Source organism: Oscillibacter acetigenes (assembly GCF_025567605.1).
GTDB lineage: Bacteria > Bacillota > Clostridia > Oscillospirales > Oscillospiraceae > Oscillibacter > Oscillibacter welbionis.
Genome location: NZ_JAOQKG010000003.1, coordinates 363,337 through 387,609 on the forward strand (window position 1 = coordinate 363,337; position 24,273 = coordinate 387,609).

Consider the following 24,273-nt stretch of genomic DNA (forward strand, 5'->3'; position numbering starts at 1 on the left):
GTTATGGCTTTGTTTATACGGAGACTGTCTGAGGCTCCGCCGCGCTCTGTGGGGTCTCTGCGGGCGCCGGAGTCTCCCGGGCACTCTGGTCGGCAGTCTTCTCCGCCAGCCGCTCCCGGGCCACTGCCAGCATCAGCTTGATGCGGTTCTCCTGATTCACCCGGGTGGCGCTGGGATCGTAGTCGATGGGGGTGATATTGGCCTGGGGGTACAGCTCCCGGATCTTGTTGATCATCCCCTTGCCGCAGATGTGGTTGGGCAGGCAGCCGAATGGCTGGGCGCAGACGATGTTCTCGTACCCGGCCCGCACCAGCTCGATCATCTCGGCGGTGAGGAGCCAGCCCTCACCCATTTTGTTGCCGGTGGAGATGACGCCGTCCGTCAGTTTCACCAGCTCCTGGAAGGGCAGGGGCGCGTGGAAGCCGTTGTCCTTCAGGACCCGGATCATCACCTTCTCCATGCCCTCGATGTAGTCCAGGATTACGCTTGACACATGCTTTTCCAGGAAGGTGCCGCCATACAGCCGGGCGGTTTCGGAGGGGTTGTAGGCGCAGTACTGCACAAAGCCCATCAGGCCCGGCAGGTTCACCTCGCAGTCCTGGGAGGCCAGGAACTTCTCCAGGTCATTGTTGCCCAGGGGGGAGTATTTCACGTAGATCTCCCCTACCACGCCCACCTTCACCTTGGGTACCCGGTGAACGGGAATGGCGGCGAACTCTGCGGCGATCTTGGGCATGGCGGCCTTGATCTCCCGGCCGGACCAGCCCTTGTCCTCCATGACCCAGCCGCAGATGGTGTCCAGCCACTTCTCCTGCAAAGCGGCCGCGTCCCCCTTGTGGGTCTCATAGGGCTCCGTCTGGGCCTTCAGGGCCACCAGCAGGTCGCCGTAGTAGATGCAGGCCAGGAGCTTGCGCATCAGGGGCAGGGTCATGGGGAAGCCGGAGTCCTTCTCCAATCCGGAGAAGTTCAGGCTCACCACCGGAACCTGGCCGTAGCCTGCCTTCACCAGGGCCTTGCGCAGCAGGTGGATGTAGTTGGAGGCCCGGCAGCCGCCGCCAGTCTGGGTGATAATCAGGGCGGTGTGGTCTAGATCGTACTTCCCGGAGCCCAGGGCGTCCAGGAACTGGCCGATGACCAGCAGGGCGGGATAGCAGGTGTCGTTGTGGACGTATTTCAATCCCAGCTCGCTGACCTGGCTGCCGCAGTTCTCCAGCAGCTCGCAGGTGTAGCCGGCCTGCCGCATGACGGCCGCCAGGATGCGGAACTGCACCGGGGCCATGTTGGGAATCAGGATCTTATGGGTCTTTTTCATTTCAGGGGTGAACTTGGGGTAATTCTGGAATTCCAGCTCCATGTCTCACGCCTCCTTTCTGGCAGTTTCCCGGGCCTCGTCCTGCTCATCCAGGGCAGCGAACAGGCTCCGCAGCCGGATGCGGACAGCGCCCAGGTTGGTGATCTCGTCGATCTTCAGCTGGGTGTACAGCTTGCCGCCCGCCTGCAGGATCTCCCGTGTCTCGTCGGAGGTGATGGCGTCCACGCCGCAGCCGAAGGAGACCAACTGCACCAGGTCCATATCCCGCTGGGTGCAGCAGTAGCGGGCTGCCGCGTAGAGACGGGCGTGGTAGGTCCACTGGTTCAGCACCGTGGTGGGGAATTTCTCCACCCGGTTGGAGATGGAGTCCTCCGTGATGACCGCGGCGCCGGCGCGGGTAATCAGAGTGTCGATGCCGTGGTTGACCTCCGGGTCCACGTGATAGGGCCGGCCTGCCAGCACGATGATCCGGCGGCCCTCTGCCCGGGCCTGGTCGATGATCCGTTCCCCCTCCTTGCGGATGAGGGACATGTGGTGGGCGTACTCGGCGTAGGCGGCGTCGGTTGCCTCCTTCACCTCGCCCTTGGTGATGTCCGGGAAGTAGCTGCGCAGGATGGTGAAGATCTTTTTGGTGAAGTCCTTGGGCCGGTGGAGGCCCACATAGTCATAGATGAACTTGGTCTGCTGGACCTCTGGGCAGTTGCCGGCAATGACCTCCGGATAGTAGGCCACCACAGGGCAGTTGTAGTGGTTGTCCCCCAGCCCCTCATCCAGATTGTAGGTCATGCAGGGGTAGAAGATCGCGTCCAGGCCAAGCTTTGCGAGGAACTGAATATGACCGTGGGCCAACTTGGCGGGGAAGCAGGCGGTGTCGCTGGGGATGGTGCCCTGCCCCTTCAGATACAGGTCCCGGCTGGAGAAGGGGCTGTGGTACACCGCGAAGCCCAGCTTGGTGAAGAAGGTGTGCCAGAAGGGCAGCAGCTCCCACATATTCAGGCACAGGGGCAGCCCGATCTTGCCCCGCCTGCCGGGGACGGGCTTGTAGCCCAGGATCAGCTTGCGCTTGTATTCGTAGAGGTTCCGCTCCCCGGTGTCCGCCTTGCCGGTGACGGGCCGGTCGCAGCGGTTGCCGCTGATGAAGGTGGCCCCGTCGGCGAAGGTGTTGATGGTCAGCTGGCAGTTGTTGCCGCACAGGCCGCACACCCGGCTCTCCGTCTCCTGGCGGAAGTCCGCCAGCTCCTGACGGTTCAAAAGCGTACTGGTCTGATCCGCCCGGGCCTTTCCCCGGCCGAACAGGGCGGCGCCGTAGGCGCCCATGAGGCCAGCGATATTGGGCCGGATAACCTCTACGCCCATCTCCTTCTCAAAAGCCCGCAGCACCGCCTCGTTGTAGAAGGTGCCGCCCTGGACCACGATGTTCCGGCCCAGCTCCTCGGGAGATGAGGCCCGGATGACCTTGTAGATGGCGTTGCGCACCACGGACATGGAGAGGCCGGCAGAGATGTTCTCAATGGTGGCGCCGTCCTTCTGGGCCTGCTTCACGCTGGAGTTCATGAACACAGTGCAGCGGCTGCCCAGGTCCACAGGCCGCTCGGCAAACAGGCCCAGCTGGGCAAACTCTTTCACGTCGTACCCCAGCGCCTGGGCGAAGGTCTGCAGGAAGCTGCCGCAGCCGGAGGAGCATGCCTCGTTCAGGAAGATGTTGCTGATGGCGCCGTCCTCGATCTTGAAGCATTTCATGTCCTGGCCGCCGATGTCAATGATGAAGTCCACATTGGGCAGGAAGTGGCGGGCGGCGGTGAAGTGGGCCACCGTCTCCACCACGCCGTAGTCCGCGTGGAAGGCGTTTTTCGCCAGATCCTCTCCGTAGCCGGTGGTGGTGACGGACGCCACATGGAGGGCCGGATGCTCGTCATAGAGCTCCTGCAGCACCTGCCGGATGAGGGGCACCGGGTTGCCCAGGTTGGGCCGGTAGTCGGAGAAGAGGATGCGGGCGTCCTGGTCGATGACCACCAGCTTCACGGTAGTGGAGCCGGAGTCGACGCCGATGTGCACCGGGGCGGCGTAGTCCGCGCCGAAGGGCACCTGGGGCACCGTGGCCTTGGCGTGCCGGGCCCGGAACGCCTCATACTCCTCACGGCTGCTGAACAGGGGCGGCAGGGAGCGGTAGGTCTCCGCCGCGCCGTGCTTCTGCAGGTCGTCCGCCACCTGGTTCAGGTCGAATTCCTGGTCGGAATAGAAGGCTGCGCCCAGGGCCACGTACAGCAGGCTGTTCTCCGGACAGGTGCCCTGGACCCCCAGGGTGTGGTCAAAGCTCTCCCGCAGGACTCGGGAGAAGGTCAGGGGCCCGCCCAGGTACAGGACGTTGCCCTTGATGGGCCGGCCCTGGGCCAGCCCAGCAATGGTCTGGTTCACCACCGCCTGATAGATGCTGGCGGAAATATCCTCCGCCTTGGCGCCCTGGTTGATGAGGGGCTGCACATCGCTCTTGGCGAACACACCGCAGCGGGAGGCGATGGTGTACGTCTTCTCCGCCCGCTGAGCGGCGGCGTCCATCTCGTCGGCGCTCATTTTCAGCAGCGTCGCCATCTGGTCGATGAAGGCGCCGGTGCCGCCGGCGCAGGAGCCGTTCATCCGCACCTCCATGCCGCCGGTGAGGAACAGGATTTTGGCGTCCTCACCGCCCAGCTCGATGATGCAGTCCGTCCCCGGGGCCAGCTTGTTGGCCGCCACGCGGGTGGCAAACACCTCCTGCACGAATGGGACCTGCACGCTCTCCGCCATGCCCATGCCGGCAGAGCCGGAGATGGCCAGATCCGCTTTTGCGCCGTGCTGATCCGCCACCCGGCGCAGCAGCTCCTCCGACTTTTCCAGAATATGGCTGTAATGCCGCTCGTATGTACTGTATACCAGATTATCCGCATCGTCCAGCACCACGCATTTGATGGTGGTGGATCCTACGTCAAGTCCAACTTTCAACTCTGCTTCCTCCTTCTGGGAAAACGGTTGCGTCAGAGTTTTCAACAGCTAACCGCATGATACCACATTAGTTGACATCATACACTTTTTCCATGGGATGTTCAATCGGCAATATTCTGAAAGACTGTTAATTTTTCGTTAAGAAACTTGGCTGGGAAAGGGGCTTGGCCTTTTCTCTCTTCTATGCTATACTGGTTCCATCTCAGAACCAAAGAGAGGCATTTTCGACATGGAACGCGTTTTGCTGCACACCTGCTGCGCCCCTTGTTCCCTCAGCTGCATCGAACCTCTGCGGAGCGAGGGCATCGAGCCGGTGGCGTTTTGGTACAACCCCAACATCCACCCCTGGAAGGAGTATCAGGCCCGGCGGGACTGCCTGCTGGCGTATGCCCCCACCATCGGTATGGAGGTCCGGGTACAGGAGGACTACGGTCTGAAGGACTTTGTCCGCCATGTGGCGGGAGACATCGACCACCGCTGCGCCTACTGCTACGAACACCGGCTGGAGGGCACGGCGAAGTATGCGGCAGAGCACGGCTTTGCCGCCTTCACCTCCACCCTGCTGGCCAGCACCTATCAGAATCACGAGGCCATCGCCGCCGCAGCGGAGATGTATGCCCGGCAGTACGGGGTGGAATTTCTCTACCGGGACTTCCGGTCAAACTTCCGGGCCGGCAACCAGCGGGCCCGGGAGCTGGGGTTCTATATGCAGAAGTACTGCGGCTGCGTCTTTTCCGAGGCGGACCGCTATCAGAAGCAGATCGACCGGGACCGGGCAAAATTTGACGCGGAGGAGGCGGCCCGACAGGGCTGACGAGCTTCCCTTCGATGCGCAAAAAAGACCTGCACGGCAGCTGCCGCGCAGGTCTTTTTTGCCATTTGAGACGCAGGGATTCAGAATTTGCGGATATCGTCCAGCGACACGATGAACACCGCCGCACCGCCGGCCATGACCTCCATGGGTACCGGCGGCACCGCGGACATCTCCCCGTGGGGCATGGTCACGCTCTGGTACACGGTCTCCTTCCGGTGTCCCGCATACTTCTGCAGGACGTCCAGGGCCTCTTCCAGCCGATCCTCCTCCACGCCGATCATCACCGTGGTGCTCTTTTTCTTCAAAAAGCCGCCGGTGGAGCTCAGCACCGTCACCATGAAGCCGCGCTCATTCAGGTTACGGATGGTGTTGTCGGAATCGCTTCCCTGTAAAACGGCCAGCACCAGCTTGCTCTTTTTCTCCATATTGCTCACCTCCCATGTTCCAACGCGTTGGGCACGTCGTTCCTCCTTATTTTACCTCTCGTGCGAAAAATTGCAAGCGTTCTTTTCCACCCGGCGGCAGACTCATGCCTCCCGGCAGAAGATGGGAACGCCATCCTTCCAGGTCTCCAGTACCCGAATATCCCGGAGCTCCTCCTGCGGCACCGCCAGGGGGTCCCGGTCCAGAATCACCAGATCCGCCTGCTTCCCCGGCGCCAGGGTGCCCTTGTCCGTCTCCTCAAAATACTGGTATGCAGCGTGGACCGTCACCGCCTCCAGGGCCGTCCGGACGTCCACCCGCTCTTCCCGGCCCAGGACGCGGCCCTGCCGGGTCACCCGGTTCACGGCACACCACACCGTCTCCAGCATATCGGGCCGGATCACCGGCGCATCCTGATGGAATGTGAAGGGGATCCCCTTCTCCGCCGCCGAGCCTGCGGGACTGATGGCCTCCGCCCGGCCGGGTCCCAGATTTTCCAGATGGACATCCCCCCAGTGGTACACGTGGGCCACGAAGAAAGAGGGGATCACCCCCAGCCGCCTCACCTCCGGCAGTTGGTCCCTGCCCAGCAGCTGGGCGTGGATCATCACCGGCCGCAGTGCCGCCAGATCCACGCCTTCCCGCGCCGCCGCATCCAGCGCCGCCAGATACTGGGCGCAGGCGGCATCCCCGTTGCAGTGGGCCAGCAGCTGCATTCCATCTGTCCCGGCCCGGCGGACCATGTCCAGCACCTCTGCGTCCGTCAGGGTGCCGTAGCCCCGGTATTCCTGCTCCCCCTGATAGGGCCGCCGCAGCCAAGCGGTACGTCCCTGGGGAGATCCATCCAGAAACATCTTGTACCCGCCCAGCTTGAAGCGCCGGTGATATTGCCGGACACTCTCCGGAAATGCCTGCCGGGCCGCCTCCGCTCCCTCCGGATCTCCGTAGGCAACCACATCCAGCTTCAGGGACCCGTCCGCCAGCAGGGCCTGATACAGGGGTACCAGCTCCCGGCGCAGCAGCCCTTCCTGCACGGTGGTGATTCCGTAGGAGGCGTACAGGTCCTGGGCCTTCCGGTAGGCCGCCAGAAACGACTCCAGCGGCCTCATGGGCACCCGCTTTTGGAACTCCAGAAAGGCGTTTTCCTCCATGTAGCCGGTGAGGGTGCCGTTCTCCCGTCCGATGACGCCTCCGGCGGGGGCAGGCGTCTGCGCAGTGACACCCAGCCGCTCCAGCGCCGCGGTGTTGAACACGCCCATGTGGCCGGACTGGTGGCAGATCACCACCGGGTTGTCCGGCGCCGCCGCATCCAGGCAGAGCCGATCCGGGTGGCGCCGCTCCGAGAGCAGGTTGTGGTCGTACCCCTGTGCCGTTACCCACTGCCCGGCAGGGATGCGCTCCCGCCGGATGTAGTCCCGGATCCGGTCCTGCATGTCCGCCCAGGAGGTGCAGCCCTCCAAAGACACCTGCAGAAACTGGTTGGCCACCGCCGTAAAGTGGCTGTGGGCGTCCAGAAACGCCGGCAGCAGCGTCCTGCCTGCCAGATCCACCCGGCGGACGTCGATTCCCGTCTGGTCCTCCACCGCCGTCCTGCCCCCCACGGCGGCGATCCGGCCGTTGCGCACCAACAGGGCCTGGGCATCAGGGCTGTTCCGCTCCAGAGTGCGGATGGTGCCGTTTTCAAAGAGAATGTCCATGCGATTCCTCCTTTTCTCCCAGTTTACCGCGGCAGGGCGCGTCCCATACCCCGGCGTGAAACTCCAAGTATAGGACAGTATGCCGCGAAAAGGCGTGAGCCCTGCTGCACATGAAGCTGCGGCATATCTGAACGCCTTTCCCCATCTGTATGGCAAAACAGGCCGCCCTTCCGGACGGCCCGCTGGCTCAGTTCTTCAGGCTGTGGAGGGGCGCCGGGATGCGGCCGCCCCGGGCGATAAAGTCCGCGCTGGACTCCGGGTGCACCGGCATCACCGGGGCGCTGCCCAGGAGGCCGCCCATCTCGATCCGGTCCCCCACGGTCTTGCCGGGGGCGGGCAGCAGCCGGACGGCGGTGGTCTTGTTGTTCACCATGCCGATGGCCGCCTCGTCTGCAATGATGGCGGAGATGGTCTCTGCCGGGGTGTCGCCGGGGACGGCGATCATGTCCAGGCCCACGGAGCAGACGCAGGTCATGGCCTCCAGCTTGTCCAGGCAGAGGGTCCCTGCCTCTGCGGCGGCGATCATGCCCTCGTCCTCGCTGACGGGGATGAAGGCGCCGGAGAGGCCGCCCACAGAGGAGGACGCCATGACGCCGCCCTTCTTCACCGCGTCGTTCAACAGGGCCAGCGCCGCCGTAGTGCCGTGGGTGCCGCAGACCTCCAGGCCCATCTCCTCCAGAATGCGGGCCACGCTGTCTCCGATGGCCGGGGTAGGCGCCAGGGAGAGATCCACGATGCCGAAGGGCGTGTCCAGCCGACGGCTGGCCTCCTGGGCCACCAACTGGCCCATGCGGGTCACCCGGAAAGCGGTCTTCTTCACTGTCTCCGCCACCACGTCAAAGGGCTGGCCCTTCACCGCTTTCAAAGCAGTACACACTACGCCGGGGCCGGAGACGCCCACGTTGATGACCTTCTCCGCCTCTCCCACGCCGTGGAAGGCGCCGGCCATAAAGGGGTTGTCCTCCACGGCATTGCAGAACACCACCAGCTTGGCGCAGCCCAGGCCATCCCGGTCCGCCGTGGCGGCAGCGGTATCCTTGACGATGCGGCCCATCAGGGCCACCGCGTCCATATTGATGCCCGCCCGGGTGGACCCCACGTTGACGGAGGAACAGACCAGTTCTGTCCGGGCCAGAGCCTCCGGAATGGAGCGGATCAGCTTCTCGTCCGCCTCTGTCATGCCCTTCTGCACCAGGGCGGAGTAGCCGCCGATAAAGTTGACGCCGCAGGTCTGGGCCGCCCGGTCCAGGGCCAGGGCAAAGGGCACGCAGTCCTCCGTCTCGCTGGCCCCGGCCACCAGGGCCATGGGAGTGACGGAAATGCGCTTGTTCACGATGGGGATGCCGAACTCCCGCTCGATGTCCTCGCCGGTCTTGACCAGCTTCTCCGCATACCGGGTGATCTTGTCGTAGATCTTCTCACAGGCCCGCTTCGGGTCCGGATCACAGCAGCTCAGCAGGGAGATGCCCATGGTGATGGTGCGGATGTCCAGGTGCTGCTGGTCGATCATCTCAATGGTAGATAAAATTTCCTTCTGGTTCAGCATAACGTATCTCCCAACGTACAAATTCTCTCTCAAAAGGACTCCGGAAACGGGTAAAAGAGGCTAGGGGAAAACCTCCGGTTTTCCTCAGTTCTTTTACCTCCGGCAAAAGAAGAATATTAAATCATTTTCGGCAGGGCGTGTACCTGCCGAAAATTTCTTGACCCAGCCGCCGGGGACGGCGTCCCCAGTGACCAACGTCTCACTGGGGAGGGGGAATCTAAAGGGTGGGCGCAGCTCCCTCTTGAAGTCAGATGCGATGCATGGCATCAAATATCTCCTCCCGCTGGATGCGGATAGAGATCTCCATCTTCTGCCCCAACTGCTCCAGCAGGTCCCGCAGCTCGCCCACGGAGACCTTGGCCGCTCCCACGTCCACGGCCATGACCATGGTGAAGGAGCCCTGGAGGATCGTCTGGGAGATGTCCAGGATATTGACATTGTGCTCAGCCAGCAGGGCGCAGACGGCGGCGATGATGCCTACCTTATCCTGCCCCACGACGGTGACGATGGCGTTCATAGCGAAGTTCCTCCTCATGGCCGCCCGCCGGCAAGCCCGGCGAGGCGGCATTCTCTTGTATACAGCGTCCGTATTGTACCACAGATGGGCGGGAAAGTAAATCCTCTCTCATCCCAGCGGATTGACGAATGGTCCCCAGCCCGGAGGCGTGAAGGTCAGCAGCATGTACAGCCCCGCCAGAAGCAGAGCCAGGGCTGCCCACAGCCCCGGGTGCTTTCTTCCGTCCGGGCAGAAGGCCGTGCCCGCCGCCAGCAGCACCGCCCAGACCGCCAGGCTCGCCGCGCCGTTTCCCCCGGCGGCCGCCAAGCCCCAGCACGCCGCTGTCATAGCCAGGGGCGTCAGCACCGCTGCCGGCAGATCCTGCAGCAGCGTGCGGCGCTCCCTGCCCAGCCGGCCGGTCAGCACCCAGGCGGCAAGCAGCGGCCAGAAGGCCAGCTTGCTCAACTCCCAGGGGCTGGGACACTGGGGCACGAACGCGGCAGGCAGTCCGCTTTGTGCCGTGCTGTGGAGCAGCAGCAGTGCCAGGCCGCACACCACAGCCGCCAGATACCGCAGGGCAAAACGATTGAAGGGATCTCTCATGGTTCGCCTCACCTCGCTCCACTGTATGCAGCGCGGCGGCGGAGCAGACCGGAAAACAGCACAGGGCGCGCCGGTGGGCGCGCCCTGCTGGGCTGATGCTCCAGGCGGAATCAGATCTCGCCGAAGAACTTGTCGTGGATGGCCCGGACCGCCCGGTTCACGTCCTCCTCATCCAGCAGAACGGAGACTCGGATCTCAGAAGTATTGATCATCTGGATGTTGATGCCCGCCTCATAGAGGGCCTCGAACATCCGGGCGGCCACGCCGCAGTTGCTCATGAGGCCCGCGCCCACAATGGAGACCTTGCCGATGCTCTCATCCGTCTCAATGTGGTCGAACCTCAGGGTCTCTTTATGTTCCTCCAGAATCTGCTTGGATTCCTCCAGGTCCTTCTTGTGGACCGTGAAGGTGATGTCCTTGGTGTCCTCCCGGCCAATGGACTGCAGGATGACATCCACGTTGATGTTGTGCTTGCTCAGCAGGTCAAAGACCTGGAATGCGACGCCTGGGTTGTGCTGCAGACCGATCAGGGCGACGCGGGCGATGCTGGTGTCCTTGGCGACACCGGCGATATTGGTTTTCTCCACTTTGGTGACCTCCTTGACTTTCGTGCCGGGCTTGCGCTCCAGGCTGGACACGACTTCCAAATTCACTCTGAACTTCTTGGCCAGCTCCACGCTGCGGTTGTGGAGCACCTGGGCCCCCTGCGACGCCAGTTCCAGCATCTCGTCGTAGGTGATCTCATCCAGTTTGCGGGCACTGGGGACGATGCGGGGGTCCGTGGTATACACACCGTCCACATCCGTGTAGATCTGGCACAGATCTGCACGGAAGGCCGCCGCCAGCGCCACGGCGCTGGTGTCGGACCCGCCCCGGCCCAGGGTGGTCACGTCCCCGTTGCGGTCCACGCCCTGGAAGCCGGTGACGATCACGATCCGGTGCTGGTCCAGCTCGGACTGGATACGCTCGGTGTCGATCTTCTTGATCCGGGCGTCGGAGTGGACGGAGGTAGACTGTATCCCCACCTGCCAAGCAGCCAGGGATATGCAGGGCAGGCCCATGGCCTCCAGGGCCATGGCGCACAGGGCCACAGAGATTTGCTCTCCCGTGGAGAGCAGCATATCCATCTCCCGCTTGGAGGCGTGGGGGTTGATCTCCTCCGCCTTGGCAATGAGATCGTCTGTAGTGTCTCCCTGGGCGGAGAGGACCACAATCACGTCGTTCCCCGCCAGATAGGTCTCTGCGATGATGCCGGCTACGTTGCGGATGCGCTTGGCATCTCTCACGCTGGTGCCGCCGAATTTCTGTACGATCAAGCTCATGGCATTTCCTTCTTTAAATCAGAATCAAGTCTCAAATCCCGGTTCCCGCCTGTTCCAGTATACACATCTTCCGGCGGTTTGGGGCTTATCCCAGCACCCGCAGACAGGCCAGGACGCGCAGGCCTTCGGCCTGCTTCCCTGCCTCGGCTCCGCTGATGCAGTCGGTGAGGAAGGCGGTCTCACCGCCGTCCTCGCTGAGGATCTCCACCTGGCCGAAGGCCGCGGCAGCGGCGCTGAGGCTGCCGCCGATGCGGAAGTAGTACCGGCTCCGAAGGGCCTGCGGGTCCTCAAAGCCCGCCGGGTCCGCCTCCCAGCCGATCTCCTCCCGGCGGGGGCTGGACTGAAGCGCCTCCATCACGTCCGCCACGCAGGCGGAGGCCGTGGGCAGCTCCCCGGCCCCCTGGCCGTAGAACATCACTTCCCCGGTGGCGTTTCCCCGGACCACCACCGCGTTGAACACATCGTCCACGCTGGCCAGGGGCTGCTCCTCCGGGATCAGATGGGGTGCCACATAGGCGGTACGGCCGCCGGGCAGGCGCACCGCCCGGCCCAGCAGCTTGACGCGGTAGCCCGCCCGCTGGGCGATCTTCACGTCCCGGAGAGACAGCCGGCTGATCCCCTCCATGGGCACATCCGCCGGGTCCACCTGACAGCCGAAGGCCAGATCCGCCAGGATACAGATCTTCCGCCCGGCGTCGACGCCCTCCACGTCTGCGGTGGGGTCTGCCTCCGCATAGCCCTTCTCCTGCGCCTCTTTCAGGGCGTCTGCAAAGGTGGTGCCGGCCCGGACCATCCGGGTAAGGATATAATTGGTGGTGCCGTTTAGGATGCCGTACACCTCGTCGATCCGGTTGGCAGCCATGCACTGGGTCAGGGGATGCAGCACTGGGATACCGCCGCCCACGCTGGCCTCGAACAAATAGTTCACGCCCCGCTTTTTGGCCAGGGCCAGCAGCTCTGCGCCCTTCTCCGCCACCAGCTGCTTGTTGGCGGTGACCACGTGCTTGCCGGCGTTCAGGGCCCGCTTCGTGTACTCGTAGGCCGCCTCCACGCCGCCGATGGTCTCCACCACCACCCGGATAGCATGGTCCTCCTCGATCTTCGTGAAGTCATCCGTCATCAGCTGACGGTAGGGCCCGTCCTTGAAATGCCGCACCAGAATGGTCTTCACCTGCAGGGGCTCGCCCAGCTTTCGCTCGATCTGCCGGGCGTTTTCCGCCACTACCTTGGCCACGCCGGTGCCCACCGTACCAAGGCCCATAATCGCAATCTGTATCATGCGTCCGTTTCCTCTCTCTTTATCCTGCCAGGACTTCCACCCGTACCACGCCGTCCACGGCGGCCACGTCTGCCATCAGCTTCTCCAGGGTCTCCGCCAGTCCGCTGGTCTCTGCGGAAATCGTCACCGCCGCGCAGCCGTTGGTGGGAATGCTCTGGTTGATGGTGAGGATGTTGGCCCCAGAAGTGGCAAACACGGACAGCACGCTGGAGAGCACGCCGGTGTTGTCCTTGAGCATACAGTAAAAGGTGATGATGTGCTCCGCCTTCATATCGTTGAACGGCTGCACCGCATCCTTGTACTTGTAGAACGCGCTGCGGCTGATCCCCACCTGCTTCGTGGCAGCGCCCACGGTGTCCGCCTCGCCGGTCTGCATCATCCGCTTGGCCTCCGCCACCTTCACGAAGATCTCCGGCAGGGCGTTCGCGGCCACAATGTAATACTTGATCTCTCTCGCCATCTCGTCCGCCTCCTATGGCCATTTGTCTTTACACGCAAAGCATCTTACCATATTTCCGTAGGCAATGCAACCAAATTCGCCGAAATTCTTTTGACGAAAACAGGAAAAGTTCCCCCGGTTTTCTCCCCCTCACCTGAGCAGAATGCCGGATAGAAACAGGCGCCCCGGTTTTCACCGGGGCGCCTGTTTCCTGATCTCAGCCGATTCACTTCTCCGCCTGGAATACGGCCTTCATGCCCTTATAGGTCTCGTAGCAGTCCAGCTTGGACACCGTCTCAAAGGGCGCGTGCATGGACAGGACCGGCACGCCCGCGTCCAGCGTGGTGATGTTCCGGTTGGCCATATACATGGCCACAGTGCCGCCGCCGCCGGCGTCCACCTTGCCCAGCTCTGCGATCTGCCAGATGACCCCCGCCTCGTCAAAGAGGTTGCGGATATAGGCCACCGTCTCCGCGTCCGCGTCGGAGGCACCAGACTTGCCCCGGGCGCCGGTGTACTTGCACAGGCCGATGCCGTAGTTCAGATAGGCGGCGTTGCGCTTCTCATACACGTCGGAGAAGTTAGGGTCGTAGGCCGCCGTCACGTCGGCGCTGAGGCAGAAGGACTTCTCGAAACACACCCGCACAGCCGCGCCCTGGCTCTCGCACAGGTCCTCCATAAATGTGTCGAAAGCGGCGGACTGCATGCCCGTCACACCGTCGGAGCCGATCTCCTCCTTATCCGCCAGAACGCACACCGCCGTCTTGGCAGGGGTCCCCTCCAGATCCAGCAGGGCCCGCAGGGCGGCGTAGGCACACACCCGGTCATCATGGCCGTAGGCGCCGATCATGCTGCGATCCAGGCCGATGTCCGTGGCCTTTACCGCCGGCACCGCCTCCAGCTCCGCGGAGGTGAAGTCATCCTCTGTGATGCCGTACTTTTCGTTCAGCAGCTTCATCACCGCCAGCTTCACACGGCCGGACTCCTCCGCGTCCCCGATCGGCTCGCTGCCCAGCAGCAGGTTCAGGGTCTCAGCGGGGATGGCCTCCGCCAGCGGCTTCTTGTTCTGCTCCGCGCCCAGGTGGGGCAGCAGGTCCGTGATCACCAGCCGGGGATCGTCCGCGCCCCCGCCGATGTTCACCTGTACGCTGGCGCCGTCCCGCAGGGCCACCACGCCGTGGAGCTCCAGGGGAATGGTAACCCACTGGTACTTGCGGATACCGCCGTAATAGTGGGTCTTGAAATAGGCCAGTTCCCCGTCCTCATACAGGGGGTTGGGCTTCAGGTCCAGCCGGGGGGAGTCTATGTGGGCGGCAGCGATCTGAACACCCTCCGCCAACGGCTTCTCCCCGATGTGGGCCAGCAGCACGCTCTTGCCCCGGTTACAGAGATAAACCTTGTCTCCCGGCTTCACCGCCGCGCCCCGGACATAGGGCCGGTAGCCGGCCTGCTCTGCCAGGCGGACAACCTCTCCTGCGCAGAGCCGCTCGGTCTTGCTAGTGTCCAGAAATGCCTTGTAGTCCGTGCAGTACGATTCCATGGCGCTCCGCTCCGCCGCGTCCATCCGGTCGAAGCCGTTGCGGCGGCAGGAGAGCAGCTGCTCCTTCAGCGCCTTAAATTCCTTGCTTTCCATGTGCTTTTTCCTCCTTGATGGTGTCGATCAGCCGCTGGAAAAACTCCCGGGCCTCCATTTCAAAGGCCGCGGCGGTATCGGCGGCGTTATTCAGCTCACAGTCGCACTTGCCCCGGTAGTACTCGTCCGGCTGCTGGGCGGAGATCCGCAGGCGGGCGTACTGCTCTGTGATGTTGTCCCGGGCCATGATCCGCCGGACCCGCAGTTCCAAAGGCGCGGTGACGGCTATCGTCCGGTCGCACAGCTGGTCCAGCCCGCCCTCCAGCAGGTTGATGGCATCGATGGCGAAGATCTTGCTCTCCGACGCCGCCAAGCGCCGCCGCACCTCCGGCACCAGATGGCGGGCCACAATGCCGTTGAGCTGCTCCAGCCGGTCCTTGTGGGAGAAGACCTCCTGTCCCAGCTTGCGCCGGTCCAGTTGGCCGGCTGCGTCAAACGCGCCGGGGAAGGAGACACCGATCTCATCCCGCAGGGGAGCGCAGGTCTCCAGCATCTCATGGTACAGGGCGTCGCAGTCGATGACCTCGCCCCCCAGGGAGCGGATGGCCCGCAGGGCGCTGGACTTGCCCGCGCCGGTGCCGCCGGTGAGGCCCAGCACCACCCGCTCACTGTCCGCCTCCACCACATGGAAGCCGGCGGCCTTTTTCAGCCGGTTGCCGATGGCCAGACCCAATCCCCGGTTGTCCGGGCACTGGGCGAAGATCTCCGTCACATCGCTGGTGTCAAAGGTCCGCAGGGCGTCGAACACCCGCTGGGCCTGGACCAGCTTGTCGCCTACAGGCCCCAGGGTGTGGACCTCCTGCTCCCGGAACAGATCCGCAAACTCCTCGAAGCAGATGACGCCGGAAGTGGGCCCCACCCGCCGCAGGATCTCCTGGGCGGACTTCTCCGGCGCGCCGGTGATGACGGTGACCGGCGCCTTGGGGGCGTAGTGGCGGTACTTCATGCCGGGGGCTTTGGGCTTCTCGCCCTCCGCCAGGGCGCCGTTGACGGCCTTATCCACGTCGATCTTGCCGATGAGCCGCTCCAGGTCCTCCAGGGGCAGTCCGCCGGGACGCAGCAGCCTGGGCGGGTCGCAGGTCAGGTCCAGAATCGTGGACTCCACACCCACCGCACAGGGACCGCCGTCCACCACGCCGCTGATCCGGCCGTCCATATCCTCCAGCACGTCCTGGGCAGTCGTGCAGCTGGGCCGGCCGGAGAGGTTGGCGCTGGGGGCCGCGATGGGGATGCCCGCCTCCCGGATGATCGCCAGCGTCACCGGGTGGTTGGGGCAGCGCACCGCCACCGTGTCCAGCCCGGCGGTGGTCTCGTCCGGGATGATGGGCCGCCGCTTCAGGATCATAGTCAGGGGGCCGGGCCAGAATTTCCGGGCCAGCACATAGGCCAGGGGCGGCACGTCGGCGCAGTAGCGGGGCAGCCACTGGGCGCCGGTCACATGGATGATGAGGGGATTGTCCTGGGGCCGGCCCTTGGCCTCAAAGATCCGCTTCACCGCGGTGCCGTCCAGAGCGTTGGCCCCCAAGCCGTACACCGTCTCCGTGGGGATGCCCACCAGGCCGCCGTCCCGCAGGATCTTGGCCGCTGCGCCGATCTTGTCCTCGATCTCCTTCTGCTGACCCTTGGTGTCCCGCAGGTCAAAATATCGTGTCTGCATATCTCTTCGCCTCTATCTCTCTTCGCCGGAGATCTCCCCGGCCTTATTGCTTACTCTTTCTGCGTCTCCAAAGGGCTCCGCGGCGTCCCGGCAGGCTGCCGGAAGTGCAGCCCCTCCACGGCGCCGCTCTATCCGGGCCGCCGTACAGCTCTGTTTTATGGTTCCCCGCCGCCGTTCTTCAGCTTCTCCGCCTGGTCGGCGGTCACCAGGGCGTCGATGAGCTCATCCAGTTCCCCGTCCAGGACTGCGTCGATCCGGTACAGCGTCAGGCCGATCCGGTGATCCGTCACCCGGCCCTGGGGGAAGTTGTAGGTGCGGATCTTCTCGCTGCGGTCGCCGCTGCCCACCTGACTCTTCCGCTCTCTGGCGATGTCGGCATCCTGCTTTTCCCGCTCGATCTCATACAATCTTGACGCCAAAAGGCGCATGGCCTTGTCCCGGTTCTGGAACTGGCTGCGCTCCTGCTGGCATTCCACTACCAGGCCGGTGGGCCGGTGGATCAGCCGCACGGCGGAGGACGTCTTGTTCACATGCTGGCCACCCGCGCCGCTGGCCCGGTAGACCTGCATCTCGATGTCCGCAGGGTCCAGCTTCACGTCCACCCCTTCCGCCTCCGGCAGCACGGCCACCGTGGCGGCGGAGGTCTGGATGCGGCCATTGGACTCCGTCACCGGCACCCGCTGGACCCGGTGGACGCCGCTCTCGAATTTCAGCCGGGACCAGGCGCCCTCGCCCTCGATAAGGACGCTGCACTCCTTCACGCCCCCCAGCTCCGTCTCGTTCAGCTCCACGGTGTCAGTCCTCCAGCCCCGGGCGGCAGCGTACATGGTGTACATCCGCAGCAGCGACGCGGCGAACAGCGCCGCCTCCTCGCCGCCGGTACCCGCCCGGATCTCCAGGATCACGTTCTTCCGGTCATTGGGATCCTTGGGCAGCAGCAGGAGCTTCAGCTCCTGCCGTAGCCGCTCCATCTCTTCCCGTGCGGCGGTCAGCTCCTCCTGGGCCAACTCCCGCATCTCCGGGTCGGAGAGCAGCTCCTCCGCCGCGGCTCGGTCCGCCTCCGCCTGCCGGTATGCCTGGTACGCCTCTGCCACCGGAGTCAGGTCCTTCAGCTCCCGATTCACAGTCTTCAGCCGCTCCGCGTCGCCATAGACAGACGGGTCTGCCAGCTGGGCTTGCAGGTCCTCATACCGCAGGGCCAGCTCCTTCAGTTTTTCCTGCATGGGGCATCTCCTCTCCCGTTGATTTCAGAAAAGGGTCTGCCGCTACTGCCCCTCCAGAAAGGCCCGGACCTGGCGGAGAAACTCCTCCTGCCAGAATGCCCAGCCCACGTCCCCGCTCCGCAAGGACACCGCCGCCAGATGACCGGCGGGCACACAGAGATCCATCTGGCGATAAACCTCCTGGTACTGGGAGCCGCTGCTGCGGGTCAGCACATAGGCCGCGTTGCGGATCTCCCCGCCCCGGTCTTTCAGAAACGACCGCATGACGGCGCTGGATCGCCCGGCCCACACCGGTGTGCCCAGAATCACCAAGCGGTAGTCCCCCAGGGGACGGGCTGTCTCCAACGGGGCCACGGGGCGGGTGTCTTTGCGCATGGCGTCCAGCCCACAGCGCAGCCAGCCCCGCCAGCCGCTCCGGTCCGCGTTGTCCCGCAGCTCCGCCAGCTCCGCGTCCAGGGCGGCGGCAATCTCCTCCATGGCCTTCTTGGTGTTCCCCGTCCGGGAGTAATAGATACATAAGATATCGCTCATTTGGTTCCTCCGTATCCGCTCAGTCAAACAGAAAGGTCTTTACCATGGCAAAGGCCTCCCGCAGGGTGTAATTGATCTCCAAATGAACCCAGGGCAGCGGCGCTGGGATCCCGGCCACGTCTCCGTAGCCCTCCCGGGCGGCGATCAGCTCCGACCGGGCGATGTGAAAGTCGTTGGTGACAACAGCCACCCGTCCCTCCGCTGGGTCGACCCCCGCCTCATACAGCAGGGGCTTGGAGAGGGCGAAGTTCTCCGCCGTGTTGGATGCCTGATCCTCCAGAATCAGCCGCCCCGGCTCCACGCCATGGGCCGTGAGGTAGTCGTACATGCACGCCGCCTCGCTGATCTCCTCGCCATAGCCGGTGCCGCCGGTGAGCACCACCGGGATCTCCGGGTGGGCCTCCAGATAGTCCAGGGCCGCGTCCAGCCGGGTCCGCAGGGACAACGACGGCTCCGTGCCGTTGACCCCCGCTCCCAGGACGATGACCGCGTCTGCCGGCAGGGGCGTCATGTCGCTGCGCCCCCGGTTAATGATAAAGACCTCCAGCCCCAGCAGCGCAGCCAGTCCCACCGTAAGGCAGCCATAAAAGCCCCGGCGGATCAGCCGCCAGCGGTGATTTCCGGCGGCCAGGCGATCCAGCAGCCAGGAAAGCACCAGGAGCGCCGCCAGCCCCAGCAGCAGAAAGCCGGAAAACCGGATGCCCAGGCTCCGGATCAGCACCAGAAGCAGGCCGAAAACGGCGCAGCCCGCCGCCCCGATCAGCCGGGCCTGTCCTCTTCTGCGGCCCCGGTAGACATCGTACCGGTACAGGGGCCGCTGTTTAGCCCTCTGCCTCTTCACTGAGCTGCTCCCACCTTTCGTACAGGGCGTCCAGCTCCGCCTGGGCGGCGTCCTTCTGCCCCACCAGCTCGTTCAGCTTCTCATAGTCGCAGGCCGCGGCCTCCATATCTGCCTCCAGAGCGGCGATGCGCTCCTCCGCCTTGGCGATGTCCCGCTCACAGATGGTCAGCTGCCGTCGGGCCGCCTGCTGAGCCTTGTTGCCCCGCTGGGGCCGCTCCGCAGCGGGCTTTTCCCGCTCCTTCTCCGGCTTGGGAGCGGCGGCCTTCTCCGCCTCCTCCTGAGCCTTCATCTGCCGGTATTGGGCAAAGCCGCAGGGATAATCCGTGATGGTGCCATCCGTCAGCTCCCAGATCCGGGTGGCGAAGCGGTTGATGAAGTACCGGTCATGGCTGACAAACAGCAGCGTGCCGTCGTAGGCCTCCACCGCCTCCTCGATCCACTCCCGGGAGTCGATGTCCAGATGGTTGGTGGGCTCGTCCAGGATCAGGAAGTTGATCTCGTCATCCATCAGCATGCACAGCCGCAGGCGGCTCTGCTCCCCGCCGGAGAGCACCGACACCGGCTTGAACACGTCCTCGCCCCGGAAGTCGTATGCCGCCAGCCGGTTTCGGGCCGACTGGGCCGAGAGGCCCTTTTTCGCCGCCATCATATTCTCCACCAGGTTCCAGTCTGGGTGGTCGAAGCGGACGATCTGGGGCAGGTATGCCTCCTTCACCTGGGGGCCGGTTTTGATGCGGCCGTCGTCCGGATACAGCTCCCCCACGATCATCTTGATAAGGGTGGACTTTCCGGTGCCGTTGTCGCCGATGAGGGCGATGCGCTCGCCCCCCTCCACCTTCAGGCTGATGCCCTCAAAGAGGTGCTTGTCCCCGTAGGACTTGGACACGTTCCGGATGCCCAGCACCTCGTCCCCGTGGAACTCTGCGGAGGAGAACCGGGCGTCCATCTTCCGCGCCTTGGTGGGTTTGGAGGTGGTCCGCATCCGCTCGATGCGCTTTTCCATGGAGATGGCCCGGCGGTAGGTCTTGTCCATGCCCATGAAAGCCCAGACCCGCAATTGCTCCGCCGCCTTCTCCAACTGTGCGATCTTGGCCTGCTCTTTTTCGTACTGCTTCATCCGCTCCTGGTAGCGGCGTTCCTTCTCCACGGCGTAGAAGCTGTAATTCCCGCTGTAAAACTCCGCTTTCCCGTCCTGGATCTCGATGACCCGGGTGACGGTGCGGTCCAGGAAATACCGGTCGTGGGAGATGGTGACCACCGTGCCGTGGAAAGAGCGAATGTACTCCTCCAGCCACTCGGTAGCGTGGAGGTCCAAGTGGTTGGTGGGCTCGTCCAGCAGCAGGATGTCCGTGTCCTCCAGGATGAGGCGGCCCAGGTTCACCCGGGTCTTTTCCCCGCCGGAGAGGCTGTCGAACAGCTGGGACCGCTGGCTGTCCGGAATGGACAGGCCGTTGGCGATCTTATTCACCGCCACATCTGTGTCATAGCCGCCAAATGCCTCAAACCGCTCGCTTAATGTGCCGTACCGCTTCAAAATGGCAGGGTCGCTCTCCCCGGCGGCCATCCGGGCCTCCAGGGCCCGCATCTCCTCCGCCAGGCTCTCCAGCCGGGCGAAGGCGGAGCGCAGCACATCCTCTACTGTGCAGCCGGCGGGGTAGACGGGGATCTGGGAGATCAGGCCCACCCGCCGGCCCTGGCCCACCACGACGGTGCCCTCGTCGTAGTCCAGCTCGCCGGTCAGTATCTTGAACAGGGTGGTCTTGCCCGCGCCGTTGCGGCCCAGCAGCCCCACCCGCTCCCCCTGGTCCACCTGAAAGGTGAGGCCGTCCAGGACGTTCTTCCCCACCTCAAAGGACTTCACCAGGTTGTTCACTTGAATCTCAATCATACGCTTGTTTCAACTGCTCCACGATCCAGCCAAAGTGCATGGCGTGGGACGCCTTCACCAGCATGGCAGTGTCGGTGCCCAGCTGGTCAGTCAATTCGTGGACGGCCTCCTCCTTGGTGGCAAAATGGGTGACGGAGCCGCCGCTCTGGGCGGCGCCGTCGGCGATCTTCTCCGCCTTGGCGCCGATGGCCACCACCTCGTCGATGCCCAGCATGGCGGCCAGGGCGCCCATGTTGTAGTGGGCCTGGTCCGTCAGGTCCCCCAGTTCCCCCATGTCCCCCAGCACGGCCACCTTCCGGCCGCACTCAGTCTTGGCCAGGATCTCCAGGGCCGCAGTGACGGACTGGGGATTGGCGTTGTAGCAGTCATCCAGCACCAGCCGCCCGTCCCGCAGACGAAGCACCCGCATCCGGGATCCGGCGGGTTCATACGAAGCCGCGCCCCGGGTGATCTCCTCCGTGGAAAGGCCCAGCTCCTCTCCCACCGCCACGGCGATGGCGGCAGAGTAGGCCATGTGCTCTCCCGGCGCAGGGATGGTCAGGTGATAGGTGTCCCGGGGGGACACGACGGTGCAGGTAATTCCCGCCACGCCGTGGTCGGCCATGTCCATCACCCGGACGGCGCAGTGCTCCGACCGTCCGCAGCGGACGGTCCGGAAGGGCAGGTCCAGGGTGTTCAGCAGGGCGTCATCCCCGTTAAGGACCGCCAGTCCCTCCGGCTTCAGGTTCTCAAAAATCTCGCTCTTGGCCTTGAGGATCCCCTCCCGGCTGCCCAGATGCTCGATATGGGCGTCACCGATGTTGGAGATGACGGCGATGTCCGGCCGCACCATCTCCCCCAAATAGCGGATCTCCCCGAAGTGGTTCATCCCGGTCTCGATCACCGCCGCCTGATGCTCCGGCCCCAGGCCCAGCAGGGTCAGGGGCGTGCCGATGTCGTTGTTGAAGTTCTCCGGTGTCTTCAGCACCCGGAGCTTCGCCCCCAGCACCGCCGCCAGCATCTCCTTTGTGGTGGTCTTGCCCACGCTGCCGGTGACCTGGACAAAGGGGATGGCGAACCGGTCCCGGTAGGCGGACGCCAGGGCCCGCAGGGCCAGCCGGGTGTCCGCCACCTGGATATAGAACTTGTCTGGCCGCAGCAGCTCCGGCCTCCGGGCGCACAAGCACCCGGCGGCTCCCGCGTCCAGGGCCCTGTCGATGAAGTCATGGCCGTCGAACCGCTCCCCCACCCAGGGCAGGAACAGGCAGCCGGGGGCAATCTTCCGGCTGTCGGTGCACACAGCGGTGACGGGGGCCGCCCCCTTCCGGGGATTCAGCCAGGTGCCGTCCACAGCGGATATGATCTCAGGAATGGTCATTGGCTGCATGCAGTTCACCCTCTTCTCTTCACGTCGCAGGAGAGCCGCACGATCTCCTCGCAGAGCTGGTTGTAGCTCATGCCCACGGCGGCGGCCTCCTTGGGGACAAAGCTGTTGGGGGTCATGCCCGGCAGGGAGTTGGCCTCCAGCACCCACAGATTTCCGTCTTTGTCCAGAATCATGTCCGTGCGGGAGTAGACCTCCAATCCCAACGCCCGGTGGGTCCGCAGGGCCAGCTCACCGGCGGCCTGCATCACCGCGGGCGGCACATCGGCCGGACAGGTCTCCACCGCCGCGCCGGCCTGGTACTTGGCCACGTAGTCAAATTCCTTTCCGGCGGGCACGGTCTCCACCGCCGGCAGCCAGCGGTCCCCCAGGACCGCCACTGTCAGCTCCCGGCCGTAGATCCGCTCCTCCGCCAGGACCTTGGCGCCGTAGCGCAGCACCTCCTCCAGGGCCCGCTTCAGCTCCGTCCGGTCCTCCGGTAAGTACACCCCCAGGGACGAACCGCCCCCGATGGTCTTGATGACGCAGGGCATAGGCAGCGTCTGGGCCAGGGGCTCCGCCTCATCCAGTCCATAGGACAGCAGCCGCCACTTGGGGGTGGGGATGCCGCACGCGTCCAGAATCTGCTTGGAAACCGCCTTGTCCATGGCGACAGCGGAGGCCAGATGACCCGCGCCGGTGTAGGGCACGCCCAGTAAATCCAGGGCGGCCTGGATGCGGCCGTCCTCCCCGTCCATACCGTGGAGGCCCAGGAACACCAGGTCCGCCTTCTGGCAGATGTCCAGCACGTGGGGGCCGATGTGGCTGGGGCCCTGATCCTTCCGGCCGCGCTTCACCGTCTCCAGGTCCGGCGCCTCCACCTCGATCTTCGCGTCGGGGCACAGGCCGTCGGGCGCGTCAAACAGGGTCTCCAGGTCCGCCGGGACCTCCTCCAGCCCCAGGAACAGATCCACCAGGATGGCCCGATGGCCGTTTTCCCGCAGGGCGCGGCACACGCCGGTGCCCGTCACCAGGGAGACCGCCCGCTCTGTGGAGATTCCCCCCGCCAATACAACGATCTTCATGCTCGTTTCCAGTCCCTTCTATCTTGACTGCTCTCCGATGGGTAGTCATAATCATCCTATTTTAATGTTCCATAGTTTAGCACAAACCGCCCCCAAATACAACTGTTAAAACGCCGCAGGCCCTCCGAAAAAGCACGGGCGCTTTTTCGGAGGGCTGTTTGTTCTGCTGGAAATTTCCGGCTCAGAGGAGCCAGTCGAAGAGGCCGGCCGGTTCTCCCTCCAGCAGGGTGCCGGCGGCGGAGAGCATCTGGGCCGCGTCCGCCCGGGTGACGGTCTCTCCCATGGCGGCGCTGCCGAAGCTGCCCGCGGCGAGGACGCTGACCGCCTCCATGTTCCCCACGGCCTGGGCTGCCCAGGAGGGCACTGCCTCCCGGTCTGCGTACCAGCTGGCCAGATCCACATCCTCCACCGCCAGGACGCGGTTGAGCACGGTAGCCGCCTCATTGAAGGTGATGGGCTCATCTCCCTGGAAGGCCACGCCCTCCGCTGTGGAGACGCCCTGAATGATGCCGTCCGCGACGCCGGCCGCGGCGTAGGCCTTGGCCCAGGTGGGGATGGCCGCGTCATCACAGAAGCCGGTCATGGTAACGGCGGTGGGTTCGTCCCCGGCGGTCTCCATTACCAGGGCCAGAAACTCGCTGCGGGAGACGGGCTTATCCGGCTCAAAGTAGTACTGGTCTCCGATCTTGGCACCGGTGAAAATCCCCGCCTCCGCCAGGTCCTGCGCGGCCACCGCGGCGGTGCTGTCCGCCGTGTCCGCATAGGTGACGCCAGACTTGGCCTTCTCAATGGTGACGCTCACCGTAGCGGGTTGAGACACGCGTCCGGCGCTGTCGGTGGCGGTATAGGTGAAGCTGTCGCTTCCGGTGGAATCCCCCTCTGGGGTATAGGTGAAGCTGGCGCCGTCAATCTGGACGGTGCCCTTTTTGGGCTCTTTCTCCACGGTGAAGGTCAGGTCCTCTCCCTCGCCGCCCGCGGCCAGAAACTGGGCGTGATAGGGAATGCCCCGGTAGGTGCGGATCTCCAGCGCCTGGGCCGTGGGGCTCCCCTCTGCCGGCTGGGCCTTCTCCTTGCCGCCGAACAGGGCGGCGGCGTTGACGGACAGGGTCAGGACTACCGCCAGGCACAGGGCGGCGGCGCGTTTCATCAGTTGGGTCTTCAAG

20 protein-coding genes are annotated in these 24,273 nt (G+C 64.4%); 1 reads left to right on the forward strand and 19 read right to left on the reverse strand.

Features of this window, described 5'->3' with window-relative positions; genetic code table 11:
• Positions 1–13: 13 nt before the first annotated feature.
• Positions 14–1,354: a 2-hydroxyglutaryl-CoA dehydratase gene (locus OCV80_RS08550; RefSeq protein WP_394802912.1), complete on the reverse strand. Its 1,341-nt coding sequence runs from the start codon at positions 1,352–1,354 to the stop codon at positions 14–16.
• A gap of 3 nt (positions 1,355–1,357) precedes the next feature.
• Complete coding sequence (locus tag OCV80_RS08555) at positions 1,358–4,291, reverse strand: acyl-CoA dehydratase activase (RefSeq protein WP_051319934.1); 2,934 nt, start codon at positions 4,289–4,291, stop codon at positions 1,358–1,360.
• A 229-nt stretch (positions 4,292–4,520) separates the two neighbouring features.
• Here OCV80_RS08555 and OCV80_RS08560 point away from each other — a divergent pair, with 229 nt between their 5' ends.
• On the forward strand, positions 4,521–5,105 hold the full coding sequence (locus OCV80_RS08560) for an epoxyqueuosine reductase QueH (protein ID WP_119310872.1): 585 nt from the start codon (positions 4,521–4,523) through the stop codon (positions 5,103–5,105).
• An 80-nt stretch (positions 5,106–5,185) separates the two neighbouring features.
• Here OCV80_RS08560 and OCV80_RS08565 read toward each other — a convergent pair whose 3' ends face one another.
• The 17 genes from OCV80_RS08565 to OCV80_RS08645 form a co-directional block, all read right to left on the reverse strand.
• The gene (locus OCV80_RS08565) at positions 5,186–5,530 is read right to left on the reverse strand and encodes a cyclic-di-AMP receptor (protein ID WP_021749406.1); all 345 of its coding nucleotides are present in this window, start codon (positions 5,528–5,530) and stop codon (positions 5,186–5,188) included.
• A 102-nt stretch (positions 5,531–5,632) separates the two neighbouring features.
• On the reverse strand, positions 5,633–7,225 hold the full coding sequence (locus OCV80_RS08570; RefSeq protein WP_119310871.1) for an amidohydrolase: 1,593 nt from the start codon (positions 7,223–7,225) through the stop codon (positions 5,633–5,635).
• Between the two features lie 187 nt (positions 7,226–7,412).
• Positions 7,413–8,768: a PFL family protein gene (locus tag OCV80_RS08575; RefSeq protein WP_333635502.1), complete on the reverse strand. Its 1,356-nt coding sequence runs from the start codon at positions 8,766–8,768 to the stop codon at positions 7,413–7,415.
• A 250-nt stretch (positions 8,769–9,018) separates the two neighbouring features.
• Positions 9,019–9,288: an ACT domain-containing protein gene (locus OCV80_RS08580; RefSeq protein WP_025544749.1), complete on the reverse strand. Its 270-nt coding sequence runs from the start codon at positions 9,286–9,288 to the stop codon at positions 9,019–9,021.
• A gap of 108 nt (positions 9,289–9,396) precedes the next feature.
• The gene (locus OCV80_RS08585) at positions 9,397–9,870 is read right to left on the reverse strand and encodes a hypothetical protein (RefSeq protein WP_021751668.1); all 474 of its coding nucleotides are present in this window, start codon (positions 9,868–9,870) and stop codon (positions 9,397–9,399) included.
• Between the two features lie 110 nt (positions 9,871–9,980).
• Positions 9,981–11,192 (reverse strand): aspartate kinase, encoded by a 1,212-nt coding sequence (locus OCV80_RS08590; RefSeq protein ID WP_021747792.1) that lies wholly within the window; start codon positions 11,190–11,192, stop codon positions 9,981–9,983.
• Positions 11,193–11,277: 85 nt separating this feature from the next.
• Positions 11,278–12,471 carry a homoserine dehydrogenase gene (locus OCV80_RS08595; protein ID WP_025545204.1) on the reverse strand — a complete coding sequence of 398 codons (1,194 nt, stop codon included), beginning with the start codon at positions 12,469–12,471 and terminating at the stop codon, positions 11,278–11,280.
• A gap of 19 nt (positions 12,472–12,490) precedes the next feature.
• Entirely contained in the window at positions 12,491–12,931 is a 441-nt protein-coding gene (locus tag OCV80_RS08600) for an ACT domain-containing protein (RefSeq protein WP_021747794.1), read from the reverse strand.
• Positions 12,932–13,136: 205 nt separating this feature from the next.
• Positions 13,137–14,543, reverse strand: a complete 1,407-nt coding sequence (locus tag OCV80_RS08605) for an aminopeptidase (RefSeq protein WP_267288356.1) — start codon at positions 14,541–14,543, stop codon at positions 13,137–13,139.
• Positions 14,524–16,200 carry an L-threonylcarbamoyladenylate synthase gene (locus OCV80_RS08610; RefSeq protein WP_119310867.1) on the reverse strand — a complete coding sequence of 559 codons (1,677 nt, stop codon included), beginning with the start codon at positions 16,198–16,200 and terminating at the stop codon, positions 14,524–14,526. Before OCV80_RS08610 ends, OCV80_RS08605 begins: the two co-directional genes overlap by 20 nt.
• Before the next feature lie 155 nt (positions 16,201–16,355).
• Positions 16,356–17,423: a peptide chain release factor 1 gene (gene prfA, locus OCV80_RS08615; protein ID WP_119310866.1), complete on the reverse strand. Its 1,068-nt coding sequence runs from the start codon at positions 17,421–17,423 to the stop codon at positions 16,356–16,358.
• A gap of 42 nt (positions 17,424–17,465) precedes the next feature.
• Entirely contained in the window at positions 17,466–17,954 is a 489-nt protein-coding gene (locus tag OCV80_RS08620) for a flavodoxin family protein (RefSeq protein ID WP_021747798.1), read from the reverse strand.
• Positions 17,955–17,973: 19 nt separating this feature from the next.
• Entirely contained in the window at positions 17,974–18,795 is an 822-nt protein-coding gene (locus OCV80_RS08625; protein ID WP_136891701.1) for a YdcF family protein, read from the reverse strand.
• Positions 18,776–20,683, reverse strand: coding sequence for a ribosomal protection-like ABC-F family protein (gene abc-f / locus OCV80_RS08630; protein ID WP_119310864.1), 1,908 nt, complete (start codon positions 20,681–20,683; stop codon positions 18,776–18,778). The genes OCV80_RS08625 and abc-f overlap by 20 nt, the downstream gene beginning before the upstream one ends.
• A complete protein-coding gene (locus OCV80_RS08635) occupies positions 20,676–22,049 on the reverse strand; it encodes a UDP-N-acetylmuramoyl-tripeptide--D-alanyl-D-alanine ligase (RefSeq protein WP_119310863.1) in 1,374 nt (457 codons plus the stop codon). The genes abc-f and OCV80_RS08635 overlap by 8 nt, the downstream gene beginning before the upstream one ends.
• A 5-nt stretch (positions 22,050–22,054) precedes the next feature.
• Positions 22,055–23,110 carry a D-alanine--D-alanine ligase family protein gene (locus tag OCV80_RS08640; protein ID WP_119310862.1) on the reverse strand — a complete coding sequence of 352 codons (1,056 nt, stop codon included), beginning with the start codon at positions 23,108–23,110 and terminating at the stop codon, positions 22,055–22,057.
• Positions 23,111–23,291: 181 nt separating this feature from the next.
• The gene (locus tag OCV80_RS08645) at positions 23,292–24,272 is read right to left on the reverse strand and encodes an Ig-like domain-containing protein (RefSeq protein ID WP_119311894.1); all 981 of its coding nucleotides are present in this window, start codon (positions 24,270–24,272) and stop codon (positions 23,292–23,294) included.
• Position 24,273 lies beyond the last annotated feature (1 nt).

Coding starts and splice junctions, on each gene's coding strand:
- OCV80_RS08550 (WP_394802912.1), bottom strand. CDS start 1,354: ATGGAGCTGGAATTCCAGAATTACCCCAAGTTCACCCCTGAAATGAAA.
- OCV80_RS08560 (WP_119310872.1), top strand. CDS start 4,521: ATGGAACGCGTTTTGCTGCACACCTGCTGCGCCCCTTGTTCCCTCAGC.
- OCV80_RS08565 (WP_021749406.1), bottom strand. CDS start 5,530: ATGGAGAAAAAGAGCAAGCTGGTGCTGGCCGTTTTACAGGGAAGCGAT.
- OCV80_RS08570 (WP_119310871.1), bottom strand. CDS start 7,225: ATGGACATTCTCTTTGAAAACGGCACCATCCGCACTCTGGAGCGGAAC.
- OCV80_RS08580 (WP_025544749.1), bottom strand. CDS start 9,288: ATGAACGCCATCGTCACCGTCGTGGGGCAGGATAAGGTAGGCATCATC.
- OCV80_RS08585 (WP_021751668.1), bottom strand. CDS start 9,870: ATGAGAGATCCCTTCAATCGTTTTGCCCTGCGGTATCTGGCGGCTGTG.
- OCV80_RS08590 (WP_021747792.1), bottom strand. CDS start 11,192: ATGAGCTTGATCGTACAGAAATTCGGCGGCACCAGCGTGAGAGATGCC.
- OCV80_RS08595 (WP_025545204.1), bottom strand. CDS start 12,471: ATGATACAGATTGCGATTATGGGCCTTGGTACGGTGGGCACCGGCGTG.
- OCV80_RS08600 (WP_021747794.1), bottom strand. CDS start 12,931: ATGGCGAGAGAGATCAAGTATTACATTGTGGCCGCGAACGCCCTGCCG.
- OCV80_RS08605 (WP_267288356.1), bottom strand. CDS start 14,543: ATGGAAAGCAAGGAATTTAAGGCGCTGAAGGAGCAGCTGCTCTCCTGC.
- OCV80_RS08610 (WP_119310867.1), bottom strand. CDS start 16,200: ATGCAGACACGATATTTTGACCTGCGGGACACCAAGGGTCAGCAGAAG.
- prfA (WP_119310866.1), bottom strand. CDS start 17,423: ATGCAGGAAAAACTGAAGGAGCTGGCCCTGCGGTATGAGGACCTGCAA.
- OCV80_RS08620 (WP_021747798.1), bottom strand. CDS start 17,954: ATGAGCGATATCTTATGTATCTATTACTCCCGGACGGGGAACACCAAG.
- abc-f (WP_119310864.1), bottom strand. CDS start 20,683: ATGATTGAGATTCAAGTGAACAACCTGGTGAAGTCCTTTGAGGTGGGG.
- OCV80_RS08635 (WP_119310863.1), bottom strand. CDS start 22,049: ATGCAGCCAATGACCATTCCTGAGATCATATCCGCTGTGGACGGCACC.
- OCV80_RS08640 (WP_119310862.1), bottom strand. CDS start 23,110: ATGAAGATCGTTGTATTGGCGGGGGGAATCTCCACAGAGCGGGCGGTC.